Below are 23,750 nucleotides of genomic sequence, written 5' to 3' on the forward strand. Positions count from 1 at the left end.
ACCGGTGTGAGCGACGTCAACATCAGGTTGGCATCCCCCCGCCCACACCGGCCCCGATCGGGCCGGAACCGATCGGCGGTGTGCGGCCCAGCAGGTCCAACGCGAATCGCGCATAGTCCGCGGCGATGCGTTCAGGACTCGACGGACCGCTCTCGCGGAACCATTGCGACAGCGAGGTACACATCGTCGAGATCGCTCGCCCGGCAGGCCGCGGGCTGACGGTGGTGAAGTAGCCCTGGTCGACACCGGCGACGATCTCGGTGTCCAGCAGATGCTGCAGGTCACTGCGCAACGCGCCGATTCTGCGCCGGTTCGCCGGTTCGAAACTGCGCATCTCGCTGGCGCCGATGATCGCCAGCTTGCGCCGATGCATGTGATACAGCGCCAGTGCCTCGACCATGGATTCGAGCCGCTGCACGGGATCGGCGCCCTCATCTCGTGCGGCCCGCACCCGGGCGAACAGTTCGTCCATCGTGAGGTCGAGGCAGGTCACCAGCAGGTGCTGCTTGCTCCGATAGTGGTGGTACACACCGGGAACGCTCAGCCGCGCCCGCCGGGCGATCGAGCGCATCGTCGAGCCGTGATACCCCTTTTCGACGAATTCGTCGATGGCGGCCCGCAGGACGATGTCGATCGTCAACGGCTCGAAAACCCGCCAGCCGCGACCGATCGGCCGACCACCGGGGTGCGGCGCGACCATCGTCGAGGACGCGAGGGCATCCGAATCCGGTTCGCCGAGATGGCGATCGAGCAACTCACCGACGGTGGTGTCCAACGCGGCCGCGATCGCGTGCAGCCTGCCGACGTCGAGCCGCGTCCTACCGTTCTCGATCCCGCTGACGGTGGCGGGACTGACTTCGATGCGACGGGCGAGCTCACGCAACGAGACCCCGCGCGCCGTCCTCGCCTTCCTGACGGCACACCCGATCTCGGGCGCCGATGGTGAACCAAGATGCTCCGACACCTGTTCACGTTAACTGAACATCTGAACAGAGACCAGAGACTGTTTCGCGATGTTCAGCATTGACCATGGATTTCTCGCCATGCGACTGTGGTGTGGATCACGAACAGGCCCGAACGATCGGTCGGTGCGTTCAGTGATCCATCCCCGTTCGACGCTGAACCAGGAGCGCCCATGTCCGTTTCTCAACCCCACCAGTCGCCCCCGATGCGTCGCCTGGCGTGGGCCAGCATGCTCGGCACGACCATCGAGTTCTACGACTTCCTCATCTACGGCACCGCCGCCGCGCTGGTGTTCAACAAGACGTTCTTTCCCGCGCTCGGCACGGCGGCGGCCACCACGCTCTCGTTCGCGACGCTCGGTGTCGCCTTCGTCATGCGACCGCTCGGCGCGATTCTGTTCGGGCACTTCGGCGATCGCATCGGACGCAAGAAGACGCTCGTCTCGACGCTGCTGCTGATGGGCCTGTCGACCGTCGCGGTCGGGTTGCTGCCGACCACCGGCCAGATCGGCATACTGGCGCCGATCCTGCTGGTGGCGTTGCGTATCTGCCAGGGACTCGCGGTGGGCGGCGAATGGGCGGGCGCGACCCTGCTCACCGCCGAGAACGCACCCCCGGAGAAACGCGGAACCTACGCGCTGTACCCACAACTCGGCCCCTCGCTCGGCTTCGTCCTGGCCAGCGCGACCTTCCTGACCACCCGACTGACCATGAGCGCGGAGTCCTTCGCCACCTGGGGATGGCGCATTCCCTTCCTGCTGAGCATCGTGCTGATCGGTGTCGGCCTGTACATGCGGATGAACATCGAGGAGACCGCCACCTTCCGGCGCGAAACCCGTGCGGCGAAACCCCGTCGGACACCGCTGTTCGAAGCGGTCACCCGCCAGCCGCGCGAGATCGCGCTCGGCGCGGGCGCCGTCAGCATGTGCTTCGCCTTCTACTACATCGGCGTGACCTACCTGACCAGCTATGGGACCGAGCAACTCGGGTTGTCGACGCCCACGGTGCTCGCGGTGGGCATCGGCACCGGCTCGACACTCGCGGTCACCACCGTGATCGGCGCGCTCTACAGCGATCGCGTCGGCAGGCGGCGCATGATGGCCATCGGCACGGTGTACTCGATCGTGTTCGCGCTGTTGCTCTTTCCGATTCTGAGCATCGGCTCGACCTGGTCGTTCGTGCTGGGTGCCTGCCTGTCGCAGGTCGGTGTCGGCCTCGCCTACGGTCCGGTCGGCGCGCAGCTGCCCGAATTGTTCGCCACGCGCTACCGCTACACCGGAGCCGGACTGTCCTACAACCTCGCCGGCGTGCTCGGCGGCGCGGTGACGCCACTGCTCGCGGTCCAATTGGAGGCGACGGTCGGCGGCGGCGCCGTCGGGGTGTATCTCGCGGGGGTGGCGGCCGTCAGCCTGCTGTGTGTCCTGGCGACCCGGGAGACGCACCGGCAGAGCATCGACAGTGCCGGGGCCGACAGCCCCACCGCGGTCACCCAACCCGTGGTGGCCTGACCTGAATCCAGCCGTGCCCGCCGCGCCGGAGTCCCGACACTCCACGCGCCGCGGGCACGGCTCGCGTCGATGCCGCCCTGCTCCGCGGCCCGCACTGGCTACTATGCGTTAGCCGCGTGCCGAAGGGAGCAGGGAATGACAGGGGCCGCCACCGCTCGCAGCGTCGCGATCCGCGATGCGGCCCTCGAGCTGTTCGTGACGCACGGCTACGAGGCCACGTCGATGGGTGAGATCGGCGCCAGGGTCGGGATCCGGGGTCCCAGTCTCTACAAGCACGTCACCTCGAAACAGGAACTCCTGGCCGAGATCGCGATCGGCACCATGGACGCCCTGCTCGCCGAGCATCGGCGCGCGATCACGGGTACCGCCGATCCGACCGAACGGCTGCGCCGGGCGGTGGAGGCACACGTGCGCTATCACGCGCGCCACCGGCGGGAAGCCTTCGTCGGCAATCGTGAGATCCGGAGCCTGACCGAGCCGTACCTGACCGAGGTGCTCTCGCGCCGGGCGGAATACGCGCGCCACTTCCGGTCGCTGATCGCCCAGGGCGTGGCCGAGGGCAGGTTCCAGGTGACCTCGGAGCGCATCGCCTCGTATGCGATCCTCGACCTCGGGATGGGTGTCGCCACCTGGTTCCGCGAAGACGGCGAGCTCAGCGAGAACGAGATCGTCTGGCAGTACGTCGATTTCGCGCTGCGACTCGTCGGCGCCCGCTGAGCGGGTTCAGCGGATCCGCCGGTCCTCCGCCGCCCACGCGGCCTCACGCAGCACGTACTTCTGCACCTTGCCCGTCGAGGTTCTCGGCAGAGCACCGAAGGTCACGGACTTGGGTGCTTTGAATCGCGCCAACCGCGCGCGCACGAACTCGATCAGTTCGGTCTCGGTGGCGGCCGCACCGTCCTTCAATGCCACGTAGGCGGCGGGTACCTCGCCCCAGCGCTCGTGCGGTATCGCGATCACCGCCACTTCCAGGACGGCCGGATGGTCGGCGATGACCTGCTCGACCTCGACGGAGGCGATGTTCTCCCCACCGGAGATGATGACGTCCTTGCTGCGATCCTGCAGTTCGATGTACCCGTCGGGGTGCACGACGCCCAGGTCACCGGTGCGGAACCATCCGTCCGGCACGGCCTGGCGGGTCGCTTCCTCGTCGTCGAGGTAGCCCAGCATCAGATTGTTGCCCCGCAGCGCGATCTCGCCGATCGAGGTGCCATCGGCCGCGACATCGGCACCGGTGGCACCGACCACCCTGACCCGGCACGAGATCATGTTCCCGACCCCTTGGCGCGCCTTGAGCCTGGCTCGCGCGGTGTCGTCCACACCGTTCCATTCGGGGCGCCAGTCGCAGATCATCGCGGGCCCGAAGGTCTCGGTGAGTCCGTACAGGTGGGTGACGTCGAACCCGAGTTCCTCCATCCTGCGCAGGATCGCCGGGCTCGGCGGTGCGCCACCGGTCGCCACCCGCACCGCCGGAGTCACCGGCTGCGCCTGTGGCGCGTACGCGAGCATCGACAGCACCGTGGGCGCGCCGTTGAGATGGGTGACGCCCCGCTCCCCGATCAACCGCCAGACCTCGGCCGGCTCCACCTTGGGCAGGCAGACGTGGGTGCCACCCGCCGCGGTCACCGCCCAGGGGAAACACCATCCGTTGCAATGGAACATCGGCAGCGTCCACAGATGCACCGACGACGGGGACAGCCCGGTGTGGCCGACCATCGCCAGCGCCTGCAGGTAGGCGCCGCGATGGTGGTACATCACGCCCTTGGGTTTCCCGGTCGTGCCCGAGGTGTAGTTGATCGAGAGCAGTGATCGTTCGTCGGTCGTCACGATGGTCGCCGGTTCCGCCGCGGTGAGCAGGTGCTCGTACTGTTCGTCCGCGGTGATGACGACCGGCCGGGTCCGCAGCCGCGACACCGCGTCGTCGATCAGGTCGCCGAACACCGGATCGACCAGCACGACAGCGACTTTCGCGTGGTCGAGCACATAGGCGATCTCGGCCGCGGCCAGGCGGGTGTTCAGGGCGACCAGCGCGACACCGGCCCACGGGACACCGAAGTGCGCTTCGAGCAGCACATGGGTGTTGGGCGCGAGGACGGCGACGGGTCGGCCGCCGGCCAGCGGCACGAGTGCGCCCGCGAGGCGGCGGCACCGGTCACGCAGCTGGGCGTAGGTCCACTGGTCCGATCCGTCGATCACCGCGATCCGATCGCCGTGCGCATCCGCCGCCCGGTCGAGGAAGGAGACCGGAGTCAACGGCTCGTAGGACAGATGATCGAGATCGGGTGACATACATCGGCCTCCTCGGACAGCAGCGGTGACCGTCATCCTAGGAGATTCAGCTAACAAGCATTAGCTGATTCGCGCGATCTGTTGACCGAACCCAGCGACCAAGTGGATCATCGCAGGCTAATCCACAGTTGCCATGACCTCGCCCGCCTGGATGGCGGCCACGCCTTCGGCATACGTCGTGACCCGGAACTCCGGGAAGGCCCGCTTGAACTTGTCCGAGACGAAGAGGTTGTCCACTTCGTATCGCGGCAGCAGCTCCCACAGTTCGCGCACGCCCTGGTTGAACAGCCGGGCCACGAAGAACACGGGCCGCTTCATGACCGAGTAGTCGATCTCGCGACCCCAGGATGCGGAGGCCAGCTCGATCAGCCCCCGGTACGTCACCCGGTTGTCGTCGCACGGCAGATGCCAGGTCTGCCCGTAGGCCGACGGGGTGTTGCCGATCAGGGCCATGGCGCGGCTGGCGTCCGGCGTCCAGATCAAGGTCCGCAGGGTGTCGTCGCGCAACGGAACGCGCGACTTCTTGCCCGCCGCGATCGGATCGAACACCATCGCGTTGGTGAAGCTCTGCGTCTTGCCCGGCCCGTAGAACTCCGGCGCGCGGCAGATCACCGCTTCGACCCGACCCGCGGCCATCGCCTCCAGCAGGATCGTCGCCATCGTCGCCCGCGTGTGCGCCTTGCTCCCGGCCGGGGCGAATCGCGTCTGCTCGGTCTGCGGCCGGCCGGTCATCGGATACATGTACGTGTTGTCGAAGAACACGAGCTTGGCACCGTGCTTCTCGCACGCCGCGATCGTGTTCTCCATCATCAGCGGCAGCCGCTCCGCCCACAGCTTCGCGTCCGGCGGCAGGCCGACGGTCAGGTACGCGATCTCGCTGCCCGCGACCGCCGATGCGGTCTGCTCGGCGTCCATGAGGTCCGCCGTGACCAGTTCATCGGTGTCGTGCAGCCGTTCGGGGTTGCGGCTCACCAGCCTGATGTCCTTGGTGAAACGCCGATGGAGCTCGTGCGCGAGCTCGGTCCCGATCTGTCCGTTCGCTCCGAGAATCGTCTGCACGGGAAGAACCTTTCGATTGCCGACTGGTGACCTGAACTCACAGTAGCAGGCAATGTAAGCGCCAGAAACATTACATGAGCAGCGACACAATTCCTGCGCTCGGCACAGGGTGGGACCACCGGCTCCGGCGTGGATTTCGGGGGCCCGAACTCGTTGCAGCCCACCCATTTCAAGTTAGGTTAGGGTACGTTCACCTCCATGGTGGACTATGCCGTGGAGGCAGAAGGTCTCGTCAAACGGTTCGGTGGGGTGACCGCGCTGGACGGGCTCGGTTTCGCTGTGGAGCAGGGCACGATCGCGGGGGTGCTCGGGCCGAACGGGGCGGGGAAGACGACAACGATCGACGTACTGACCACACTGCTGGTGCCCGACGCGGGGCACGCGCGGGTCGCCGGTCATGACGTGGTGGCCGAGGCGGGCGCGGTCCGCTCGGTGATCGGGTTGACCGGGCAGTTCGTCGCCCTGGACGAGAACCTGACCGCCCGAGAGAACCTGGCGCTGTTCGGACGGCTGCTGAAACTGGGCCGTCGGCGGTCGGCCCAGCGCGCCGAGGAACTGCTGCACCGCTTCGATCTCACCGAGGCCGCCGACCGGCGCAGCGGCACCTTCTCCGGTGGCATGCGGCGACGGCTCGACCTGGCGGCCTCCCTCATCGGCCAACCGGAAGTGCTCTTCCTCGACGAACCGACCACCGGCCTCGACCCGCGCAGCCGCGCCGTGCTATGGGACGTGGTCCGTGACCTGCGCGACGACGGCATGACCATCCTGCTCACCACCCAGTATCTCGACGAGGCGGACGAACTGGCCGACCGGATCGTGGTGGTCGACCACGGCCGCGTCATCGCCGACGGCACCGCCGACGAACTCAAGGACCAGGCCGGCGGTTCGGTCTGCCACATCACCGCGGACGAGGGCGACCGGCCACGGATCGCCGCCGCACTGGCGGACATGGCCGGAGTCGCCGAGCTCGCCGACGGTGTCGCCGTCGCCGCGTCGGGCGCCGCGACCCTGGTCGACGTCGTGCGCAGGCTCGACGCCGCCGAGATCGCCGTGGACGACATCGCCCTGCGCCGACCGACCCTCGACGACGTGTTCTTCCGCCTGACCGGGCACCCGAGCGTCCCCGGCGAACCCGCGGACACGCCATGACCGCCACGGAAACCGTTGCCGCGGTGTCCCGTCCGCATCCGTCGGCGTGGGCCGACACCGCGATCCTGGCCGGGCGCCACCTGCGGCTGATGAGCAGACGCCCCGCCTCCATCATCGGCGCCGTCGTGCTGCCCCTGGTCTTCGCGACGATGTTCTACGTCGTGTTCGGCACCGTGGTCGAACGCCGGATCGGCGGCGACTACGGGCAGTACCTGCTGCCCGCGGTGATTCTGCAGGCGATGCTGTTCACCGCCATGTCGGCGGCCATCCTGTCGGTCGAGGACGTGACCGGCGGGATGATCCGCAGACTGCGATCCATGGCGGTCTCGCCCGTCTCCCCGGTGCTCGGGCTGGTCGGCGCGGAGCTGACCCGTGCGCTGGTGACGATCGCGGTGCTGGTGCCCGCCGGCGCCCTCATGGGCTTCCGCCTCGGTGGTGGCCTGCTCGCCTCGATCGGATTCGTGCTCGTCACACTGCTTTTCGCCGCGGTGGTCTGCACCGGGTTCATCGCGATCGGTTTCGCGGTGGGCCGGGTGGATTCGGTGCAGGTGGTCACCAATGTCATCTTCTTCCCGTTCCTGCTCGTGTCGAATGCCTTCACCCCGACCGAGGCGTTCCCGGACTGGTTGCAGCCCTTCGTCGCCAACCAGCCACTGAGCCGCACCGCCGACGCGATGCGGGCGCTGGCCGACCCACAGGCAGCGGTCGCCCGGCCGGTCACCATCGCCTTGCTGTGGCTGGGCTGCGGGTTCGTCCTGTGTGTCGCGGTGGCGGCCCGGACCTATCGGAGGTCGCTGTGAACGAAACCCGCACCGCGCCCCGCCCACAGGTGCTCGTCGACGGGTGGGCACTCACGATCCGCGCCATCCGGGTGACGCTGCGCAACCCCGTCCTGCTGATGATGGCGACGTTCTTCCCGCTCATCCTGCTGGTGCTGATCACGGTGTCGTTCGGCTCGCTGGTCGCCCCGGGCGGCAGCCGGGCCGACTACGTGAACTTCAGCCTGCCGCTGTTCGCCGTCATGGGCATCATGTTCGCCGGACTCGGCACCGCCATGACGACCTACGACGATCTGCAATCGGGCTTCGACCGCCGGTTGCGTGCGATGCCGATCGCGCGCTCGGCGCCGCTGATCGGGCGCATCGCCGGGGACGCGGTGCGCAATCTGATCACCCTGCTCGCGGTGATCGGGGTCGGCCATCTGCTCGGCTTCCGTTTCACCGGCGGAGCGCTCGGCACGATCGGATTCCTCGTGCTGCCACTGCTGTTCGGCACCGGGGTCGCCTGGATGATGGTGGCGATCGCGGTGCACGCCAGGTCCGGGGAGGCGGTGGGTTCGGCGCTCAACGCGATCCTGCTGGTGGCCTCGTTCCTGTCGACGGGATTCGTTCCGCGCCAGGATCTCCCCTCCTGGATCCAGCCCGTCGCCGCCGCCAACCCGGTGTCCTCGGTGGTGGAGGCGATGCGTGGAATGGCCTCGTCCGGACCGATCGCGGCACCCACCTGGCGTGCGCTGGCGTGGACGGTGGCGTTGACCGTGGTGTTCGCGACGCTCGCCATCCGCGGATACCGCAGGCGCTGAAGCACCGCCCGGGGCGATCACCTGACCGGCTGTCCTCGCGGAGCTACGATGACGACCGCGGACCTGCGACTCTGCCGAGGGAATGCACGCTCGGTCCACCGGGTGACAGGCCGACACAGCTCAGGAGGTACCCATGCGTGCGACGGTGGTCAGCAAGGGCGAATTCCGGGTCGAGGACCTGCCCACGCCGGAACCCGGGCCGGGCCAGATACTCGTCTCCGTGACCCGCTGCGGCATCTGCGGCTCGGACCTGCACGCCCGGACGCACTGCGACGAACTCGCCGACCTGGCCGGTGCCACCGGCTACAGCGGCTTCATGCGTTCGGATCAGCGGATCGTCCTCGGGCACGAATTCACCGGCGAGATCGCCGAGTACGGCCCGCGCACCCACCGGCGCTGGAAGCCGGGCACGCCGGTGGTCGCGATGCCCATTCTGCGCAGGGATCGCGAACCGGAGCTCACCGGCCTGTCCGCGAACGCCCCCGGCGGGTACGCCGAACAGGTGCTGACGCAGGAGTCGGTGACGTTCGAGGTCCCCAACGGACTCGCACCCGACCTCGCCGCACTCACCGAGCCGATGGCGGTCGGCTGGCACGCCGTCCGCAAGAGCCGGATCACCAAGGGGCAGACCGCGTTCGTCATCGGCTGCGGCCCCATCGGGCTGGCCGTCATCACCATGCTGAAGGCCGCGGGCGTGCGCACCGTGGTCGCGAGCGACTTCTCGCCGCGCCGCCGGGAACTGGCCCGCGCCTGCGGCGCCGACGTCGTGGTCGACCCGACCACCGAATCCGCCTGGGCGGCCGCGCCGAAGCCACCCCGCATCACCGGCGCCGCGGACTTGCTGAACCTGGCCTTCGATGTCATGGAACGCGTGCGCCGCATCCCGAATGTTCCGTGGTGGTACCTGTTTCGCGCGGCCCACACCCTCGACCGTGGCCCGGCCGGTCCGGTCGTCTTCGAATGCGTCGGCGTCCCCGGCATCATCGACCAGATCCTCACCGAGGCACCGCCGTCGACCCGCGTCGTGGTCGTGGGGGTGTGCATGCAGCAGGACGCGTTCCACCCCGCCAACGCCATCAACAAGGAGATCGAGCTGCGGTTCGTCCTCGGCTACGACCCCGGCGAATTCCGCGACACCCTGCACATGATCGCCGACGGCACCGTCGACCCCAGCCCGCTGATCACCGGCACGGTCGGACTCGACGGCGTCGAAGCGGCCTTCACCGCGCTGGGATCCCCTGACCACCATGCCAAGATCCTGATCGATCCGCGCAGCGACAAAGTCGCGCCCTGACGGATCACGACGGCCGCCACCTTCCGTCGGCCTTCGGGGCCGATCGGGCCCCGTGAACCGATGCGCGGGCCCGGAGCGGCTCGACGCCGACGATCACGTCGCGGCGCACGTGTTCACCGCCGGCGCTCCGTCGAAACGTGCTCGCAGGAACGGCATCGCTTCGGCCAAGGCGTAGATGCCGCTCGCGGCATGGTCCACTCCGGGCAGTTCCCGGTAGTCCACGGCGACGCCGCGGTCGCACAGGGATCGGGCGAGTCCGCGCTGATCGGCGGCGATCATGACCCCGTCCCCCACGCCGTCACTGTTTCCGGCGATCATCAGGATCGGGAATCGCGGGGTACCGGCGCTGCCCATGGTCAAGGTGTCGCTGATCTCCGCGAAGGCCGGAACGCGGTGGTAGTCGGCGTATTCGGGCGCGAGCAGCTCGCGCATCGTGAGCACCGGCAGTTGCTGGATGTCGGCGCCGCACATGCTCCTGGCGCGCCGTACGACATCGATGCCATACGGGGAGAGGTAGCGGGACACGTCGATGTCGAAGCCTTCGAGGGTGCCGGTGAGCACGAGCGGAATCACCTTGGACCAGTTGGGACTACCGTCGATGTAGTCGATCAGGTTCAGCAGACGCACCGGCAACCCGCCCTCGATCGCTCCCACGATGTCGAGCTCGGGTGCGTAGGTGCCGGCCAGTTCGGCGGCGAACTGAGTGGCGATGCCGCCGCCAGAGAAGCCCACCATGGCCACGGGCGTGGTGGCGGGGTCGGTCTCGAGGACATGCTGTGCGGCCCGGATGCCGTCCAGCGTGCCGTAGCCGGATTCGTGACCGGCACCGAAGTGCATCTCGGTGCCTTCGTAGTCGGCGGTGACCACGGTGTATCCCGCCGTCAACGCGGCGGCCAGCACGCCTTGGTCGACAGTGGGAGTGCCGGTGGTGCTCGCGTACGACGGGTTGCACCGTGAATCGAGCGCGTCATAGGGCTGCTGATAGGACACGAGGGGACCTCGCGCACCATCCGGCCGCACGACCAGCGCCGCGGTCACCGAGGGCCGGCGCAACTGGTCGGTGGTTCGGTACAGCACCTGGGTCGCGGTCCCGGGCAGCGGAGTGGTCACCGCCCGGGTGCGCAACACGGTACCGGGGGCGATCTCGGCCAGCGGGGCGTCGTAGCGGTAGAACGCGTCACCGGCCGGAAGGGGTAGCTCGGCATGGGCGGCCGGTGTGGTGATGCTCATCGACAACGCCGCCAACAGTACGCAGAGGACAGTTTTCCGCACGAGTGGTTCTCCAGATGTACTTCGTTGTACACACTTCGATCGAAGTGCTTTGACGAAGCAATTTAGGTGACGGACGTCATAAGTGTCAACATCTCGGGCGGAGAGTTCAGGCGGTCTGCCGGATGATCAACTCAGGGGTGAGCAGTGTTCGCGTACCCGTGTGCCGCTGCGTCTGGATCTGGGTGCGCAGCAACTCGGCGGCTTGACGGCCGGACTCGGCGAAGGGCTGACGAATGGTGGTCAGGCCGAGCCCCTCCGCCAGCGGGCCGTCGTCGAATCCGGCGACGGCAAGGGACTCCGGAACGGCGACACCGGCGGTACGCAGCCCGTTGAGCAGGCCCGCGGCCAGACCGTCGTGATGGGCGATGACCGCGGACGGGCGATCCGGGCGGGCCGCGAAACCGGGGGCGAAGGCGCGGGCCGTGGCGACATCGGTCCCGGACAGCACGATCTCCTCGCACGCGGTCTCGGCATGACCGGCCTCGCGCAACGCGCGCAGGATGCCACGCAGCCGCAGCATGGCCGCGGAGACGTAGTCCCCGGATCGTTGCGGTTCGTGCAGGTAGGCCAGCCGCGTGTGACCACGGTCGAGCAGGTGGGCGGCCAAGAGGTATCCGGCTTGCTCGTCGTCGAAGGCCACCGTGCTGAACGCGGGATGCGCGGAGTCCACCAGCACGGTCGGCGGGCCCCAGCGCCGCAGGCGATCCGCACCCTGATCACCGAGCGGGACCCCCATGATCAACAGCCCGTCGACGTCCCCGCGCACCGGCAACGTCTCGAGCAGGGGCGAATTCGCCTCGGCGGCCGAGGGCGCGTCCAACACGACGACCTCGACATCATCGGGTCCGAACGTGTCGAGGATGCCGATCAAGCGGGTGCGATAGGTCTCGTAGCTGCTGAAAGGCGCGAGAACGGCGATCCTTCCGACGCGCCGACGCGCCCGCTCCGACGCGGTGGCGCCGGGGCGGTAACCGAGTTGCCCGGCCACCTCGATCACCCGATCACGCGTTGCGGGCTTGACCCGGTCCGGGTGATTGAGCGCCAGTGACACCGTCGAAATACTGACCCCGGCGGTCTCGGCCACCTGATAGATCGTCACGCCTGATTGCCCCACGCCCTCACCTTAACTTCCCGTCCGCCTGTCGTTGACTTATCCGGTCCCGCGATTCTAAAGTGCTTCGTAGAAGTTCTTCGACGGAGGTCCAATGGCGGATTACCTGAACGCGGCGCGCGACGCCGGATGTGCGACACCGATACTGGAATGGCTGGCAGCGGGCCAGGCGCTGGTCCCGCAGCTACCCGCCCTCGCGGCCGAGGACTGGGCCGAGCGGCGGGGCGGCGCCCACCAGCTCTCCGACGCGCTGGCCATGGAGTTCACTCTGCCTGGACCCGCCGAATGCGCGGTCACCGATATTCGGGTCCCGACCCGGGCCGGATACCTCACCGTGGTGCACTACCGGCCGCCGAGGGTGGACGGTCCGCGGCTGGCGCACCTGGCCTTCCACGGCGGCGGCTTCCTTCTCGGCAGCGTGCGCGAGGTGATCAACGACCGCCTCTGGCGGGCCCGCGCGGTGGCGGGCGGGGTGGACGTCTTCGACGTCGACTACCGGCTGGCCCCCGAACATCGATTTCCCGCCGCGATCGACGATGGTCTGGACGCACTGGACTGGCTGGTCGAACACGGCCCCCAGTTCGGAATAGCGCCGGAACGCATCGGCGTCGGTGGCACCTCGGCCGGCGGAAATCTCGCCGCGCTGATCGCGATGCACGCCCGAGATCGCGGCGTGCGCCTGGACCACCAAGTACTCGAGGTACCGGCGGCGAGCCTGCACGCCGAGCGGGATCAGTCCTTCCGCGACTACTCCGAACTCGCCGACATGGGTGGCGATTTCTCCGAACTGCGGGCGGCTTACCTCGGTACGGGGAACGACTCCGCGGGACCGACAGCGCCCGACGAGATCGCCGACCTGTCGGATCTGCCTGCCGCACTGGTCATCACCGCTGAACTCGACCCGCTCCGCGACAGCGGCGAGGCCTATGCCACGCGACTCGCGGCGGCCGGGGTCCCGGTTCAGAGCTGGCGCGCCCCTGGACAACTGCACGGCAGCGGCGCACTCACCAGGACCTCGCCGACCGCACGCGAATGGCAGTACCGCGTCAGCGCCTTCCTGCGCAGCCGCGCCACCCTGGCCGTGTCCATCCCCTCGTGATCGGAGAAAGTCGATGACCCTCGACCCCGCCGTCGTGCGCGCTCTCACCGAGGCCGGCATCGCCATGCCCGAGCAGTCCCCCGACCCCGACGAACAGCGCAGGCTGGCCTTCGAATACGAGAAGGCGCTGTTCCCCCACATCGGACTTTCCCGGGTACCGATCCGGACCCATGACCGCACGGTCACGGTCGAGGGATATCCGTCGGTACCGGTCCGGCTCTACTACCCGGCCGAGTCCAGCCCCCACGCTCGACTTCCGGTGTGCCTGTTCTTCTTCGGTGGCAGCTTCATCCAGGGCGGACTTCATCATCCGGCCGTCGACGCGCAGTGCGCCCGGCGCGCCGCCGAAGCCGGAGTGGTCGTGGCGGCGGTCTCCTACGCCCTCGCCCCGGAGCACCCGTTTCCCACCGCACTCGAACAGGGGTATGCCGCGCTGGACTTTCTGGCCGGTGCGGGCGACCAGCTCGGCCTGGATCCGACCCGACTGGCGGTGTGGGGACAATCCGCGGGCGCCACGCTGGCCGCGGGATCGACGCTGATCAATCGCGAACGCGCACACCATCGCCTGGCGTTGCAGATCCTCGAGGTGCCCCTTCTCGACTTGGCCGAGGACCCGGCCGATCGAGACCTCGACGAAGTGACCGAAGCCGAACTCGCCGCGCTGGGCACGATCAACCGCTGGTACCTGCAGGGCGCCGACCCGCGTGACCCGCACGTGTCACCGTTGCGCGCCACCGACCTGCGAGGGCTACCACCGGCCTACATCGTCACCGCCGAGCTCGACCCGCTGCGCCACGACGGCGCCCGCTACGCCACGGCGCTCGCACAGGCCGGAGTACCGGTCTCGGCGGTCCAGATGCTCGGCCTGCCACACAACGGCTCGTTGTTCGAAGGCGTGTCGCTGACCGCGCGCACCGTGGGCGCGGGGATCGTCGCCGCGCTCCGCACGCTGCACCGATGACCGCCCGGACCCACCCGATCCACGACCCCACGCTCGAACCGAGGACACCGATGTCATCGTCGCTGAAGACGCCTCCGCCAGAGGACACCACCCCCGGCTTTCCTGGCCGACCCCAAACCGTCGCTTTCCTGCCGGCGCTGGTGCTGGCCTATCTCGGGTCGGCGCTGGCGGTGATGTCGGCCGGGTTCGTCAGCATTCCGCTCCGGCTCTCGGAACTGGACCCGGTGCACAAGGCTCAGACGTTGTCGGTGACAGCCGCGATCGGTGGCGTCGTGATCATGCTGGTGTCGGCTCCGCTCGGCCGGATCAGCGATGTCTCGACCTCTCGTCTCGGCACCCGTCGCCCGTTCATCCTCGGGGGCGCGGTCCTCAGCGCGATCGGCATGTCGGCGCTGGCGTTCGCGACGAACGTACCCGGCCTCGTCGCCGGTTGGGCCGTGGCGCAAGCCGGGTTCGGTGCGACGACCATGGCCCTGAACGCGCTGCTGGCCGAGCAGATCCCGTCCCGCATCCGGGCCAGGGTGGCGGCCGCGTACGGGATGAGCAGCGGGCTCGCGCCCGCGCTGGGCAGCTGGATGATCAGCTCGCTGCCCGGTGATCCGGTGTACTGGTTCGGCATACCCGCGGTGCTCGTGCTCGTGGCCAACCTCGGGCTGTTCGTGGTCCTGCGCGACATCGTGCGCACCGAACCGGTCCCGGTGAGCTGGATCAGCCTGGCGCGCAGCTATTGGATCAACCCGATCCGACACCGCGACTTCGCCTGGGCGTGGCTGTGCCGACTGCTGGTCACCCTCGCCCTGACGTCGGTGTCGGTGTACCTGTTGTACCTGCTCACCGACCGGCTCGGTCTCGACACCGCGGCAGCGACCAGAGCCCAGGGAATGGTGGTCACGGCGCTCTTCGGCGCCGGTGTCGGCACCAGCGTGCTGTTCAGCTGGCTGTCCGACCGCACCGGGCGGCGCAAGCCGATCGTCTTCGGTTCGGTGCTGTTGACCGCCGTGGGTCTGCTGGTCGCACTGCTCGCGCACGACTTGACCGTGTTCACGATCGGGGTGGCCCTGATCGGCATGGGGCAGGGCGCGTTCGTGTCCGTGGATGTCGCGATGATGACCGAACTGCTCCCCGACTCCGCGGCCGCAGGCACCGGTCTGGCGGTGATCGCCCTGTCGTATCAGATGCCGCAGCTTCTGCTGCCGGTCATGGCCACACCGCTGTTGGCGCTCGGGTCCGGGGGTCCGAACTACACCGCGTTGCTGGCCGGTGCGGTGGTGGCGGCGATTCTCGGTGGGCTGGCGGTGCTCCCGATCCGCGGCGCGCGGTGAGGACCGCCACCCCACGACGCCCGCCACCCTCTTCCCTCATTGCGCGACCCATTCGGAGGACCAGATGCAGTTCCCGCTCACTGTCAACGATTTCCTCGACCGAGCCACCACCACCTACCCCGACCGGGTGGCGATCGTCGACGAACCCGACCAGCCTGCGCCGAGTTGGGGCGCGATCACCTACGCCGAGCTCGGCGCCCGGGCCCGTGCGCAAGCCGCCGCGCTCGACGAACTCGGGGTGGCACCGGGCGCACGGGTGGCGGCGGTCTCGCAGAACGGCGCCCGGCTGTTGAGCAGCTTCTTCGGTGTCAGCGGGTGGGGACGGGTGCTGGTGCCGATCAACTTCCGCCTCGGTGTCGAGGAGATCGCCTACATCGTCGAGCATTCCGGGGCGGAGGTGGTGCTGGTGGATCCGGCGCTGAAACCAGCGCTGGATCACCTCGACATCAAGGCCGGGTTCGTCTTCGGCGCCGACGACGACAAGATCTGGTCCGCGGGCGCCGAGCCCCGGGCGTGGCCGGGAATCGCGGAATCGGACATCGCGACGATCAACTACACCTCCGGCACGACCGCGCGCCCGAAAGGGGTGGAGCTCACCCATCGCAACCTCTGGCTCAATGCCACGGTGTTCGGCTGGCACGCCGGGGTCGACGACCGAGACGTCTATCTGCACACGCTGCCGATGTTCCACGCCAACGGGTGGGGTCAACCCTTCGCGGCCACCGCGATGGGCGTGAAGCAGGTGGTGATCCGGCAGATCGACGGAGCGGAGATCCTGCGCCGCATCGCCGAGCACGACGTCACCTATCTGTGCGCCGCCCCCGCGGTGATCAGCGCGGTGCTCGAGGCGGCACGCACCTGGGACGGGCCGATTCCCGGTTGTGATCGGGTGCGGGCGATCGTGGCGGGCGCGCCACCGCCGACGCGAGTCATCGAACGGGTACGCGCCGAGCTCGGTTGGGAGTTCATCCAGATCTACGGACTCACCGAAACCGCACCGCTGCTGACGATGTCGCGGATGCGCGCCGAGTGGGACGAGCTGGCCGCCGAGGAGCAAGCCCGGCGGCTGGGTCGCGCCGGAACCCCGGTCCTGGGCGTTCGCCTCGACACCGACGCCACCGGTGAGGTGCTCGCCCAGTCCAACCACAACCTACGCGGCTACTGGAACAACGCCGAGGCGACCGCGGAGGCCTTGGCGGACAACTGGTTCCACACCGGCGACGGCGGCTCTCTCACCGACGGCTACCTGACGATCAGCGACCGCAAGAAGGACGTGATCATCACCGGCGGGGAGAACGTGTCCTCGATCGAGGTCGAGGACGTGTTACTCGGACACGACGCGGTCCGCGAGGCCGCCGTGATCGGGATCGCGGACGAGAAATGGGGTGAGCTGGTGACCGCGCTGGTGGTCACCAGTCGCCCGGTCACCGCGGCCGAGCTGCTGGCCCACTGCCGCGGCCTGCTCGCCGGATACAAGTGCCCCAAACGGATCGAGTTCCGCGACGAGCTGGCCCGCACCGCCACGGGCAAAGTGCAGAAGTTCAAGCTGCGCAGCCAGTTCGAGCCGGCCGATCCCACATCCAGGAAAGAAGACATGTCCGTCGCCGCACCGCAAACCCTCGCCGCTCGATTCGCCGAACTCGCCCGCACCGACCCGCACGGCGTCGCGGTCACCTGCGCTGATCAGTCGATCACCCGAGCAGAACTCGAGCGCAGGAGCAACCAGCTCGCCCGCGCCTATCAGCAGCTGGGGGTGACCCGGGATTCGTTCGTCACGATCGGGCTGCCCAACGGCATCGAGTTCGTCACCGCGGCGATCGCGGCGTGGAAGTGCGGCGCGACCCCGCAACCGATCTCGGCGAAGCTGCCCGGCCGCGAAACGGCGGCGATCATCGCGCTCGCCCGTCCGAGCCTGGTGGTCGGCGTGGCCGAGGAGGACGCGCCCGGCCACCAGGTCGTCGCCGCGGGATTCCGGCCCGCCGCCGACATCTCGGACAGCCCGTTCGACCTGGGCGCGGCCGCGGCGTTGAAGGCACCGACCTCCGGCGGCAGCAGCGGCCGACCCAAGCTCATCGTCTCGGCCGATCCCGCCACCGCGGACGCGCTCCTGCCGTTGGCGCAGGTGATCGGAATGGCCGATCGCGACACCGTGCTGATCACCGGCCCGCTCTACCACAATGCCCCCTTCACCCTGACCTTCTGTGGTCTCGCGCTGGGCGGGCACGTGGTGCTGATGCCTCGATTCGACGCCGCCGACGCACTCGCTTCGGTCCAGGCGCACCGGGTGCGGTGGATGTACGCGGTCCCGACCATGATGAACCGCATGTGGCGGCTGCCGGAGCGCGCCGGCTTCGATGTCGGTTCGCTGCGCGTGGTCATGCACATGGCAGCGCCGTGTCCGGCGTGGCTCAAGCACGCCTGGATCGAATGGCTGGGCGCCGAGCGCGTTCTGGAGCTCTACGCGGGCACCGAGATGCAGGCCGTCACCGTCGTCGCCGGGCCCGAATGGCTGGCCCACCCCGGCACGGTGGGCCGACCGGTCGTCGGGGAGATGGTGGTGCTCGACCCCGACGGCGCCGTGCTCCCGCCCGGCGAAGTCGGTGAGGTGTGGATGCGGCGTGGCGAAGGCATGGCCGGTTCCTATCGCTACGTCGGCGCGGAAGCCCAAGTGCGCGAAGGCGGTTGGGAGAGTGTCGGTGACATGGGCTGGATGGATGGCGAGGGCTACCTCTACCTGGCCGACCGGAAGGCCGACATGATCCACGTCGGCGGGGCCAACGTCTATCCCGCCGAAATCGAGAACGCGTTGCTCGAACATCCGCAGGTGCGTTCCGCGGTGGTGATCGGAGTGCCGCACGAGGACCTGGGACAGGTGCCACACGCACTGGTCGAAACCGAACGACCGCTCACCGAGGACGAACTCGGTTCCCATCTGGCCGAACGTCTCGCCCGGTACAAGATCCCACGATCGTTCGAGCGCGTCGACGGGCCGCTGCGCGACGAGGCCGGAAAAGTCCGCCGCGCGAGCCTGGTCGCCGCCCGCACCGAACCCGACCGCTGAGCGTGCCATCCCCGGCCCGACGATCGCTACCCCAGAAGGAGATCCACCACGTGTCCGCCCGCCTCGAGGACTACGCCCTCATCGGTGACATGCAGACCGCCGCCCTGGTCGCCAGGACCGGAACCATCGACTGGCTGTGCCTGCCCCGCTTCGACTCCCCCGCCGTCTTCGCCGGGCTGCTCGGCACCGAGGACCACGGCTGCTGGCGGCTGGGTCCCGTCGCGGACGGCAGCGCCCCGGCCGCGGACCGCCGTCGCTATCGACCCGACTCGCTCATCCTCGAACAGGAGTGGGACACCCCCACCGGATCGGTGCGGATCACCGATTTCATGCCACCCCGCGGCGAGGACACCCCGCAACTGATCCGGCTCGTGCAGGGACTGTCCGGGCGCGTCCGTATGCGTTCGGCGGTGCGTGCCCGCTTCGCCTACGGTCGCGTCGTGCCCTGGGTCCAGCCCGCTCACGACGAGCACGGTCCCGGTGTCGTGGCCATCGCCGGTCCCGATGCCGTCTGGTTCAGCGGTCAGACCGCCACCGACGACACGGAGCTCACCGCCCACGCCGATTTCGAGGTTGCCCACGGCGAACAGTACGGCTTCGCGATGACCTGGCAGCCGTCACACCTGTCGGAGCCGCCACACACCGAGCTGTCCGCGGCGCTGGCCACCACCGTGGCGTTCTGGTCGGATTGGGTGGCCCGATGCACCTACCGCGGCCCCTACCGCGAGGCCGTCGTACGCTCGCTGATCACTCTCAAGGCCCTGACCTATGCCCCCACCGGGGCCATCGTCGCCGCCCCGACCACCTCGCTGCCCGAAGACATCGGTGGCGTCCGGAACTGGGACTACCGCTACACCTGGCTGCGCGACGCCGCGATCACCCTGTCGTCGCTGCTGCGCACCGGCTATCGCGACGAGGCCCGCGACTGGCGGAACTGGCTGTTGCGCGCGGTCGCCGGCGACCCGGAGAACCTCCAGATCATGTACGGCATCGCCGGTGAACGCGAGCTGACCGAAACGATCCTCGGCTGGCTACCCGGCTACGAGAACTCCGCTCCGGTCCGCATCGGCAACACCGCCGCCGAGCAATTCCAGCTCGATGTCTACGGTGAGGTCGTCGACGCCTTGACCCTGGCCCGCACCACCGGGCTGGCCCACAGTTCCCACGCGCATCTGCTGCAACTGCATCTGATCGCCTACCTCGAGCGGCACTGGCGCGAGCCGGACGAAGGGATCTGGGAGGTGCGGGGCCCGCGCAGGCACTTCGTGCATTCCAAGGTGATGACCTGGGTCGCGGTCGACCGCACGATCACCCTGCTCGAAGAAGAACCCGTCGACGAGCCGCTGCTGACACGCTGGCGCGCGCTGCGCGAGGAAATCCACCGCGACGTCTGCGAATTCGGCTACGACCCCGAACGCAACACCTTCACCCAGGCCTACGGATCACCCGAGCTCGACGCCTCGTTGTTGCTCATCCCGCACACCGGATTCCTGCCGCCGGAGGACAAACGCGTCATCGGCACCATCGAGGCGATTCAACGCGAACTGCTCACCCCCGACGGTTTCGTTCTGCGCTACCGCACCCACGACGACGAATCCGGTGTCGACGGGCTACCCGGCCAGGAAGGCTCCTTCCTGGCCTGCTCGTTCTGGCTCGCCGACGACCTGGCCCTGATCGGGCGGATCGGTGAGGCCCACGAACTGTTCGACAAACTGCTGGCCATCCGCAACGACGTGGGTCTGCTCGCCGAAGAGTGGGACCCTCGCCTGCAACGCCAGGTCGGCAACTTCCCCCAAGCCTTCAGCCACGTCCCCCTCATCGACACCGCCTTGCGCCTGAGCGAGCACAGAGGAGAACACCGATGACCACGGTCGACACCGAATACGGAAAGGTCCGAGGGACCAGGGTCGACGGCCTGCACCTGTTCCGCGACATCCCCTACGCGGCCCCACCGTTCGGCGCGCTGCGCTTTCGCCCACCTCGGCCGCCGCAGCCGTGGACCGGAGTCCGCGACGCCACCCAGCCGGGGCCGGGCGCTCCGCAACCGGCCGACGAGTCCGCCCTCGGCACGATCTACAACCCCGCGGTGACCGGTGAGGACTGCCTCACCCTGGAGATATGGACGCCGGATCCCGGAGGCGCCGGTCTGCCGGTGCTCGTGCACATCCACGGCGGCGGCTACATGTACGGGACCGGATCGGCACCCCTCTACAGCGGCCGCAGCTTCGCACGCGACGGCGTGGTGCACGTCGGAATCAACTACCGCCTCGGCATCGAGGGCTTTCTGTACCTCGGCGAAGGCACCGACAACCTGGGCCTGCGTGACCAGACCGCCGCACTGGCCTGGGTCGGCCGCAACATCGCCGCCTTCGGCGGCGACCCCGAGCGCGTGACGCTCATCGGGCTCTCCGGTGGCGGGGTCAGCGTGTTCAACCACTTGGCCATGCCGGATTCCCGAGGACTCTTCGCCGGTGCGATCGCCCAAAGCGCCAGTCCCGCCGCCTCCGTCGACACCGCCGAGGCGCTGCGGTTCACGCGTCAGGTGGCCCGATCACTGCGGGTCGAACCGACCGTCGAGGCGATGGCGCAGGTACCGATCGCGCGCACGGTCGCCGCGACCCGAGCGGCCGCCAAACGATTCGCGTTGGGTCTGCTGCGCTTCGACCGGCGACCGCTGATGCTCTCCCCATTCCGGACCGTGCACGACACCGACACTGTTCCGGTCTCGGCATTGGACGGGATCGCACGCGGAGCCCACCGGTCCCAGGTGCCGTTGCTCACCGGGACCGTCGCCAACGAAGTCGCCGGTTTCCTGGAGGCAGTCGACGCGCTGCGCCCGCTGCGCCCACTGATCCATCGCGGGATCCGTCATGGTCTACGCCTGGACCGCAGTCTGATCCAGGGCTATCGCGACGGCCCCCGCCATCTCCGCGACACCAGCGCGATGCTGGAGGCGGCATGGAGCGACTGGCTGTTCCGCGTCCCGACCATCCGGTTCGCCGAATCCCGCGACGCCCCGACATGGCTGTACGAGTTCCGGTGGCAGGCCGAAACCCGGGCACCGCGACGCGGTGCCGTCCACGGCCTGGACGCTGCCTTCGTCTGGGACAACCTCGACGTGGTCGGCGCGGTGGGTGATGAAGGGATCCAGCAGGTGGGCACGAATCCGCCCCAAGAGCTCGCCGACCTCATGCACGCCGCGTGGGTTCGCTTCGCCCACACCGGCACCCCCGGCTGGCCGCGCTACACCGAGCCCGACCGCCCGACGATGGTCTTCGACACCGTCAGCGGCGTCGAATCCGATCCCGCGGGCCCCGAGCGCCGCTTGTGGGAAGGCCGTGTGCTCCGGAGCGAATAGCGACGCCATCGCGGTGTTCGACACCGACCTCACCGCTGGCGGGATGTTCAACGCACACGTCGCCACCCGCGGCGACCGGGTTCACCGGTCGCCGCGGGTGTTCGTCGCCGTGGACACAGCGGGCCGTTACGAATCACCCCCAGTCGCCGACCGGCCTGTTGTGACGGCTCGAGGTGCGCTGACATCGCTGACCACCGCGATGATCCGCCACTCGTGGTCGATTGCGGCCAGGGAGAACACGTCGACGGCCCGGGCCGCCGGGCGGTGGGGGAAGTCCATGGTGAAGTCCTGCCGGACGACGGCCACCGCGCCGACGACGTCGACGGTGCGATCGCCGGGCGTCTCGGTGTAGCCGAGATCCCGCAGACCGTGCCGCATCTGGGCCTCGGCGTAGTCGTGCAGGTTCATGACCGAGATGGCCTCGTCGTCGGGGAACACTCGCAGCGCCAAGACCGCGGTGGGGGTGAACAACGCCCCGAACTGTTGCCATCGTGGCTGATCTCCGGCCGCGAAACCGAGGAACCGATACGCGGCGTCGACGACCGCACCGATTTCGTCGACGGCGCTCATCGTTGCGCAACCGCCGAACGGCGGTCGTCGACGACCGAGGCGACGACCCCGCGATCGGCCAGGGCCCGGGCGATCCCGCCGTCGAGCAGACCCTGTGCTTCTGCTTCGGCGCGCAGGTGCGCGTCCATGTGGGCGGTGATCAGACCACGCCACGCCAGTTGCGCGGAGTCGCCGGAGCACAGTTCCGCGCGCGGCACCACCGACCGCGCGATCAGCGGCCAGTTGCCGCCCGAGACGGGGAAGATCCGCGCGACGCGGTCGGCGAACTCGGCGAGCCACTGTTGGCCGGTGTCGATGTCGTCGACGAAGTGGTTGTGGTCGGCGTTGGCCAGAACGACCATCTGCCGATCGGGTGCGGGCACGCGACGCAGCAGCTCGAACTGGCCGTCGAGTGGCAGCAGGGAATCACGGTCGGCGACGAGCAACAGCGTTGGGGCGGGTCGATGCCAGTTCCAGTCCAGCAGGCTGCCGATGTAGCCGCCGTCGGCGGGGGCCCGGCCACCAGCGGGGCACATCGGAACGGTCGCGGCGATTCGGGGATCGCTGGCCGGGGCTTGCAGCGAGGACCAGCCGCCGAAGCTGGCACCGGTGATGCCGACGGCGTCGACCGCGATGTCGAGACGGGCGGCCGCCGAGTCGATGAGGAAGGGGACATCGGCGCGACGGGCCTCGGCGATGGCCGTGACATGGTCGACCAGGGCCTGCGGATCGCCGGGGACGGGCTGTGCGGACAGGAACGCGTCGACATCGCCGAAGGTGCTGAGCAGCACGTCGGGGGCGACCACGACGTATCCGTGGCTGGCGAGATGGGTGCCGAGGAAGGTCGCCTCGCGGCGGTACCCGGCCCAGCCGTGCACCAGCAGGATCAGCGGATGCGTTCCCGGTCGCACGGTGGCGTCGCGCACCGCCGCCTGCCTGACCAGGTCCTCGGGGGCGCCGCCGTCGAGATCCTCCTCGGTCGCCCACCCCGGCAGGAACGCATCCTGCCGGGCGGGGTCGAGGTCGTCTCCGGTGAAGTCGTCGGTGGCCGGATACCAGATCTCGACCGGGAGCTCGCGGTCGCGGCCGCTGTCGCGCCAGGAGTCCGAACGGACTCCCACCGGATGCGGTCCGCGGTCGAAGGGGTTGTACGACATTTCTCTCTCCTCTGTGT

19 protein-coding genes and 1 pseudogene are annotated in these 23,750 nt (G+C 68.9%); 13 read left to right on the forward strand and 7 right to left on the reverse strand.

What is annotated here, in order from left to right; all coding sequences use genetic code 11:
• Positions 1-22: 22 nt before the first annotated feature.
• Entirely contained in the window at positions 23-964 is a 942-nt protein-coding gene (locus ACFVVM_RS09585) for a TetR family transcriptional regulator (RefSeq protein ID WP_387615342.1), read from the reverse strand.
• A 171-nt stretch (positions 965-1,135) separates the two neighbouring features.
• Here ACFVVM_RS09585 and ACFVVM_RS09590 point away from each other — a divergent pair, with 171 nt between their 5' ends.
• Together ACFVVM_RS09590 and ACFVVM_RS09595 are read left to right on the forward strand one after the other, a co-directional pair.
• Complete coding sequence (locus ACFVVM_RS09590; protein WP_387615345.1) at positions 1,136-2,470, forward strand: MFS transporter; 1,335 nt, start codon at positions 1,136-1,138, stop codon at positions 2,468-2,470.
• 135 nt (positions 2,471-2,605) lie between these two features.
• Positions 2,606-3,187, forward strand: a complete 582-nt coding sequence (locus ACFVVM_RS09595; RefSeq protein WP_387615347.1) for a TetR/AcrR family transcriptional regulator — start codon at positions 2,606-2,608, stop codon at positions 3,185-3,187.
• A gap of 6 nt (positions 3,188-3,193) precedes the next feature.
• Here the strand turns inward: ACFVVM_RS09595 and ACFVVM_RS09600 are convergent, their stop codons facing one another.
• Entirely contained in the window at positions 3,194-4,759 is a 1,566-nt protein-coding gene (locus ACFVVM_RS09600; protein ID WP_387615350.1) for an acyl--CoA ligase family protein, read from the reverse strand.
• A gap of 117 nt (positions 4,760-4,876) precedes the next feature.
• Complete coding sequence (locus ACFVVM_RS09605; RefSeq protein ID WP_387615352.1) at positions 4,877-5,986, reverse strand: NAD-dependent epimerase/dehydratase family protein; 1,110 nt, start codon at positions 5,984-5,986, stop codon at positions 4,877-4,879.
• A gap of 30 nt (positions 5,987-6,016) precedes the next feature.
• On the opposite strand from ACFVVM_RS09605, the gene ACFVVM_RS09610 reads away from it, so the two are divergent.
• The 4 genes from ACFVVM_RS09610 to ACFVVM_RS09625 all read left to right on the forward strand — a co-directional run bounded on the left by ACFVVM_RS09610 (position 6,017) and on the right by ACFVVM_RS09625 (position 9,843).
• Positions 6,017-6,967: an ATP-binding cassette domain-containing protein gene (locus ACFVVM_RS09610; protein ID WP_387615354.1), complete on the forward strand. Its 951-nt coding sequence runs from the start codon at positions 6,017-6,019 to the stop codon at positions 6,965-6,967.
• Positions 6,964-7,767, forward strand: coding sequence for an ABC transporter permease (locus ACFVVM_RS09615; protein WP_387615356.1), 804 nt, complete (start codon positions 6,964-6,966; stop codon positions 7,765-7,767). Before ACFVVM_RS09610 ends, ACFVVM_RS09615 begins: the two co-directional genes overlap by 4 nt.
• Positions 7,764-8,549: an ABC transporter permease gene (locus ACFVVM_RS09620; RefSeq protein ID WP_387615362.1), complete on the forward strand. Its 786-nt coding sequence runs from the start codon at positions 7,764-7,766 to the stop codon at positions 8,547-8,549. The genes ACFVVM_RS09615 and ACFVVM_RS09620 overlap by 4 nt, the downstream gene beginning before the upstream one ends.
• Before the next feature lie 133 nt (positions 8,550-8,682).
• Positions 8,683-9,843: a zinc-binding dehydrogenase gene (locus ACFVVM_RS09625; protein WP_387615364.1), complete on the forward strand. Its 1,161-nt coding sequence runs from the start codon at positions 8,683-8,685 to the stop codon at positions 9,841-9,843.
• A gap of 93 nt (positions 9,844-9,936) precedes the next feature.
• Here the strand turns inward: ACFVVM_RS09625 and ACFVVM_RS09630 are convergent, their stop codons facing one another.
• Together ACFVVM_RS09630 and ACFVVM_RS09635 are read right to left on the reverse strand one after the other, a co-directional pair.
• Positions 9,937-11,073 carry a lipase family protein gene (locus tag ACFVVM_RS09630; RefSeq protein WP_387615367.1) on the reverse strand — a complete coding sequence of 379 codons (1,137 nt, stop codon included), beginning with the start codon at positions 11,071-11,073 and terminating at the stop codon, positions 9,937-9,939.
• Positions 11,074-11,221: 148 nt separating this feature from the next.
• The gene (locus tag ACFVVM_RS09635; RefSeq protein ID WP_387615370.1) at positions 11,222-12,229 is read right to left on the reverse strand and encodes a LacI family DNA-binding transcriptional regulator; all 1,008 of its coding nucleotides are present in this window, start codon (positions 12,227-12,229) and stop codon (positions 11,222-11,224) included.
• A gap of 91 nt (positions 12,230-12,320) precedes the next feature.
• Here ACFVVM_RS09635 and ACFVVM_RS09640 point away from each other — a divergent pair, with 91 nt between their 5' ends.
• The 7 genes and pseudogenes from ACFVVM_RS09640 (at position 12,321) to ACFVVM_RS09670 (ending at position 22,027) form a co-directional block, all read left to right on the forward strand.
• On the forward strand, positions 12,321-13,325 hold the full coding sequence (locus ACFVVM_RS09640) for an alpha/beta hydrolase (RefSeq protein WP_387615372.1): 1,005 nt from the start codon (positions 12,321-12,323) through the stop codon (positions 13,323-13,325).
• A gap of 13 nt (positions 13,326-13,338) precedes the next feature.
• Complete coding sequence (locus ACFVVM_RS09645) at positions 13,339-14,286, forward strand: alpha/beta hydrolase (protein ID WP_387615374.1); 948 nt, start codon at positions 13,339-13,341, stop codon at positions 14,284-14,286.
• Positions 14,283-15,608, forward strand: coding sequence for an MFS transporter (locus ACFVVM_RS09650; protein ID WP_387615377.1), 1,326 nt, complete (start codon positions 14,283-14,285; stop codon positions 15,606-15,608). Before ACFVVM_RS09645 ends, ACFVVM_RS09650 begins: the two co-directional genes overlap by 4 nt.
• A 64-nt stretch (positions 15,609-15,672) precedes the next feature.
• Positions 15,673-17,166 (forward strand): annotated as a pseudogene (locus ACFVVM_RS09655) (AMP-binding protein); the annotation flags it as partial.
• Positions 17,167-17,202: 36 nt separating this feature from the next.
• Entirely contained in the window at positions 17,203-18,669 is a 1,467-nt protein-coding gene (locus ACFVVM_RS09660; RefSeq protein ID WP_387616805.1) for an AMP-binding protein, read from the forward strand.
• Between the two features lie 50 nt (positions 18,670-18,719).
• Positions 18,720-20,534 carry a glycoside hydrolase family 15 protein gene (locus ACFVVM_RS09665; RefSeq protein ID WP_387615379.1) on the forward strand — a complete coding sequence of 605 codons (1,815 nt, stop codon included), beginning with the start codon at positions 18,720-18,722 and terminating at the stop codon, positions 20,532-20,534.
• A complete protein-coding gene (locus tag ACFVVM_RS09670; protein ID WP_387615382.1) occupies positions 20,531-22,027 on the forward strand; it encodes a carboxylesterase/lipase family protein in 1,497 nt (498 codons plus the stop codon). The genes ACFVVM_RS09665 and ACFVVM_RS09670 overlap by 4 nt, the downstream gene beginning before the upstream one ends.
• 126 nt (positions 22,028-22,153) lie before the next feature.
• Here the strand turns inward: ACFVVM_RS09670 and ACFVVM_RS09675 are convergent, their stop codons facing one another.
• Positions 22,154-22,597, reverse strand: coding sequence for a hypothetical protein (locus ACFVVM_RS09675; RefSeq protein ID WP_387615384.1), 444 nt, complete (start codon positions 22,595-22,597; stop codon positions 22,154-22,156).
• Positions 22,594-23,733, reverse strand: a complete 1,140-nt coding sequence (locus tag ACFVVM_RS09680; protein ID WP_387615386.1) for an alpha/beta hydrolase family protein — start codon at positions 23,731-23,733, stop codon at positions 22,594-22,596. The genes ACFVVM_RS09675 and ACFVVM_RS09680 overlap by 4 nt, the downstream gene beginning before the upstream one ends.
• Positions 23,734-23,750: the final 17 nt, after the last annotated feature.

This window comes from Nocardia sp. NPDC058176 (assembly GCF_042883805.1).
Lineage (GTDB): Bacteria > Actinomycetota > Actinomycetes > Mycobacteriales > Mycobacteriaceae > Nocardia.

Bases quoted from the DNA above. Each gene is read 5' to 3' on its own strand.
- ACFVVM_RS09590 (WP_387615345.1), top strand. From the start codon at position 1,136: ATGTCCGTTTCTCAACCCCACCAGTCGCCCCCGATGCGTCGCCTGGCG.
- ACFVVM_RS09595 (WP_387615347.1), top strand. From the start codon at position 2,606: ATGACAGGGGCCGCCACCGCTCGCAGCGTCGCGATCCGCGATGCGGCC.
- ACFVVM_RS09600 (WP_387615350.1), bottom strand. From the start codon at position 4,759: ATGTCACCCGATCTCGATCATCTGTCCTACGAGCCGTTGACTCCGGTC.
- ACFVVM_RS09605 (WP_387615352.1), bottom strand. From the start codon at position 5,986: ATGGGTGGGCTGCAACGAGTTCGGGCCCCCGAAATCCACGCCGGAGCC.
- ACFVVM_RS09610 (WP_387615354.1), top strand. From the start codon at position 6,017: ATGGTGGACTATGCCGTGGAGGCAGAAGGTCTCGTCAAACGGTTCGGT.
- ACFVVM_RS09615 (WP_387615356.1), top strand. From the start codon at position 6,964: ATGACCGCCACGGAAACCGTTGCCGCGGTGTCCCGTCCGCATCCGTCG.
- ACFVVM_RS09625 (WP_387615364.1), top strand. From the start codon at position 8,683: ATGCGTGCGACGGTGGTCAGCAAGGGCGAATTCCGGGTCGAGGACCTG.
- ACFVVM_RS09630 (WP_387615367.1), bottom strand. From the start codon at position 11,073: ATGAGCATCACCACACCGGCCGCCCATGCCGAGCTACCCCTTCCGGCC.
- ACFVVM_RS09640 (WP_387615372.1), top strand. From the start codon at position 12,321: ATGGCGGATTACCTGAACGCGGCGCGCGACGCCGGATGTGCGACACCG.
- ACFVVM_RS09645 (WP_387615374.1), top strand. From the start codon at position 13,339: ATGACCCTCGACCCCGCCGTCGTGCGCGCTCTCACCGAGGCCGGCATC.
- ACFVVM_RS09650 (WP_387615377.1), top strand. From the start codon at position 14,283: ATGACCGCCCGGACCCACCCGATCCACGACCCCACGCTCGAACCGAGG.
- ACFVVM_RS09660 (WP_387616805.1), top strand. From the start codon at position 17,203: ATGTCCGTCGCCGCACCGCAAACCCTCGCCGCTCGATTCGCCGAACTC.
- ACFVVM_RS09670 (WP_387615382.1), top strand. From the start codon at position 20,531: ATGACCACGGTCGACACCGAATACGGAAAGGTCCGAGGGACCAGGGTC.
- ACFVVM_RS09675 (WP_387615384.1), bottom strand. From the start codon at position 22,597: ATGAGCGCCGTCGACGAAATCGGTGCGGTCGTCGACGCCGCGTATCGG.
- ACFVVM_RS09680 (WP_387615386.1), bottom strand. From the start codon at position 23,733: ATGTCGTACAACCCCTTCGACCGCGGACCGCATCCGGTGGGAGTCCGT.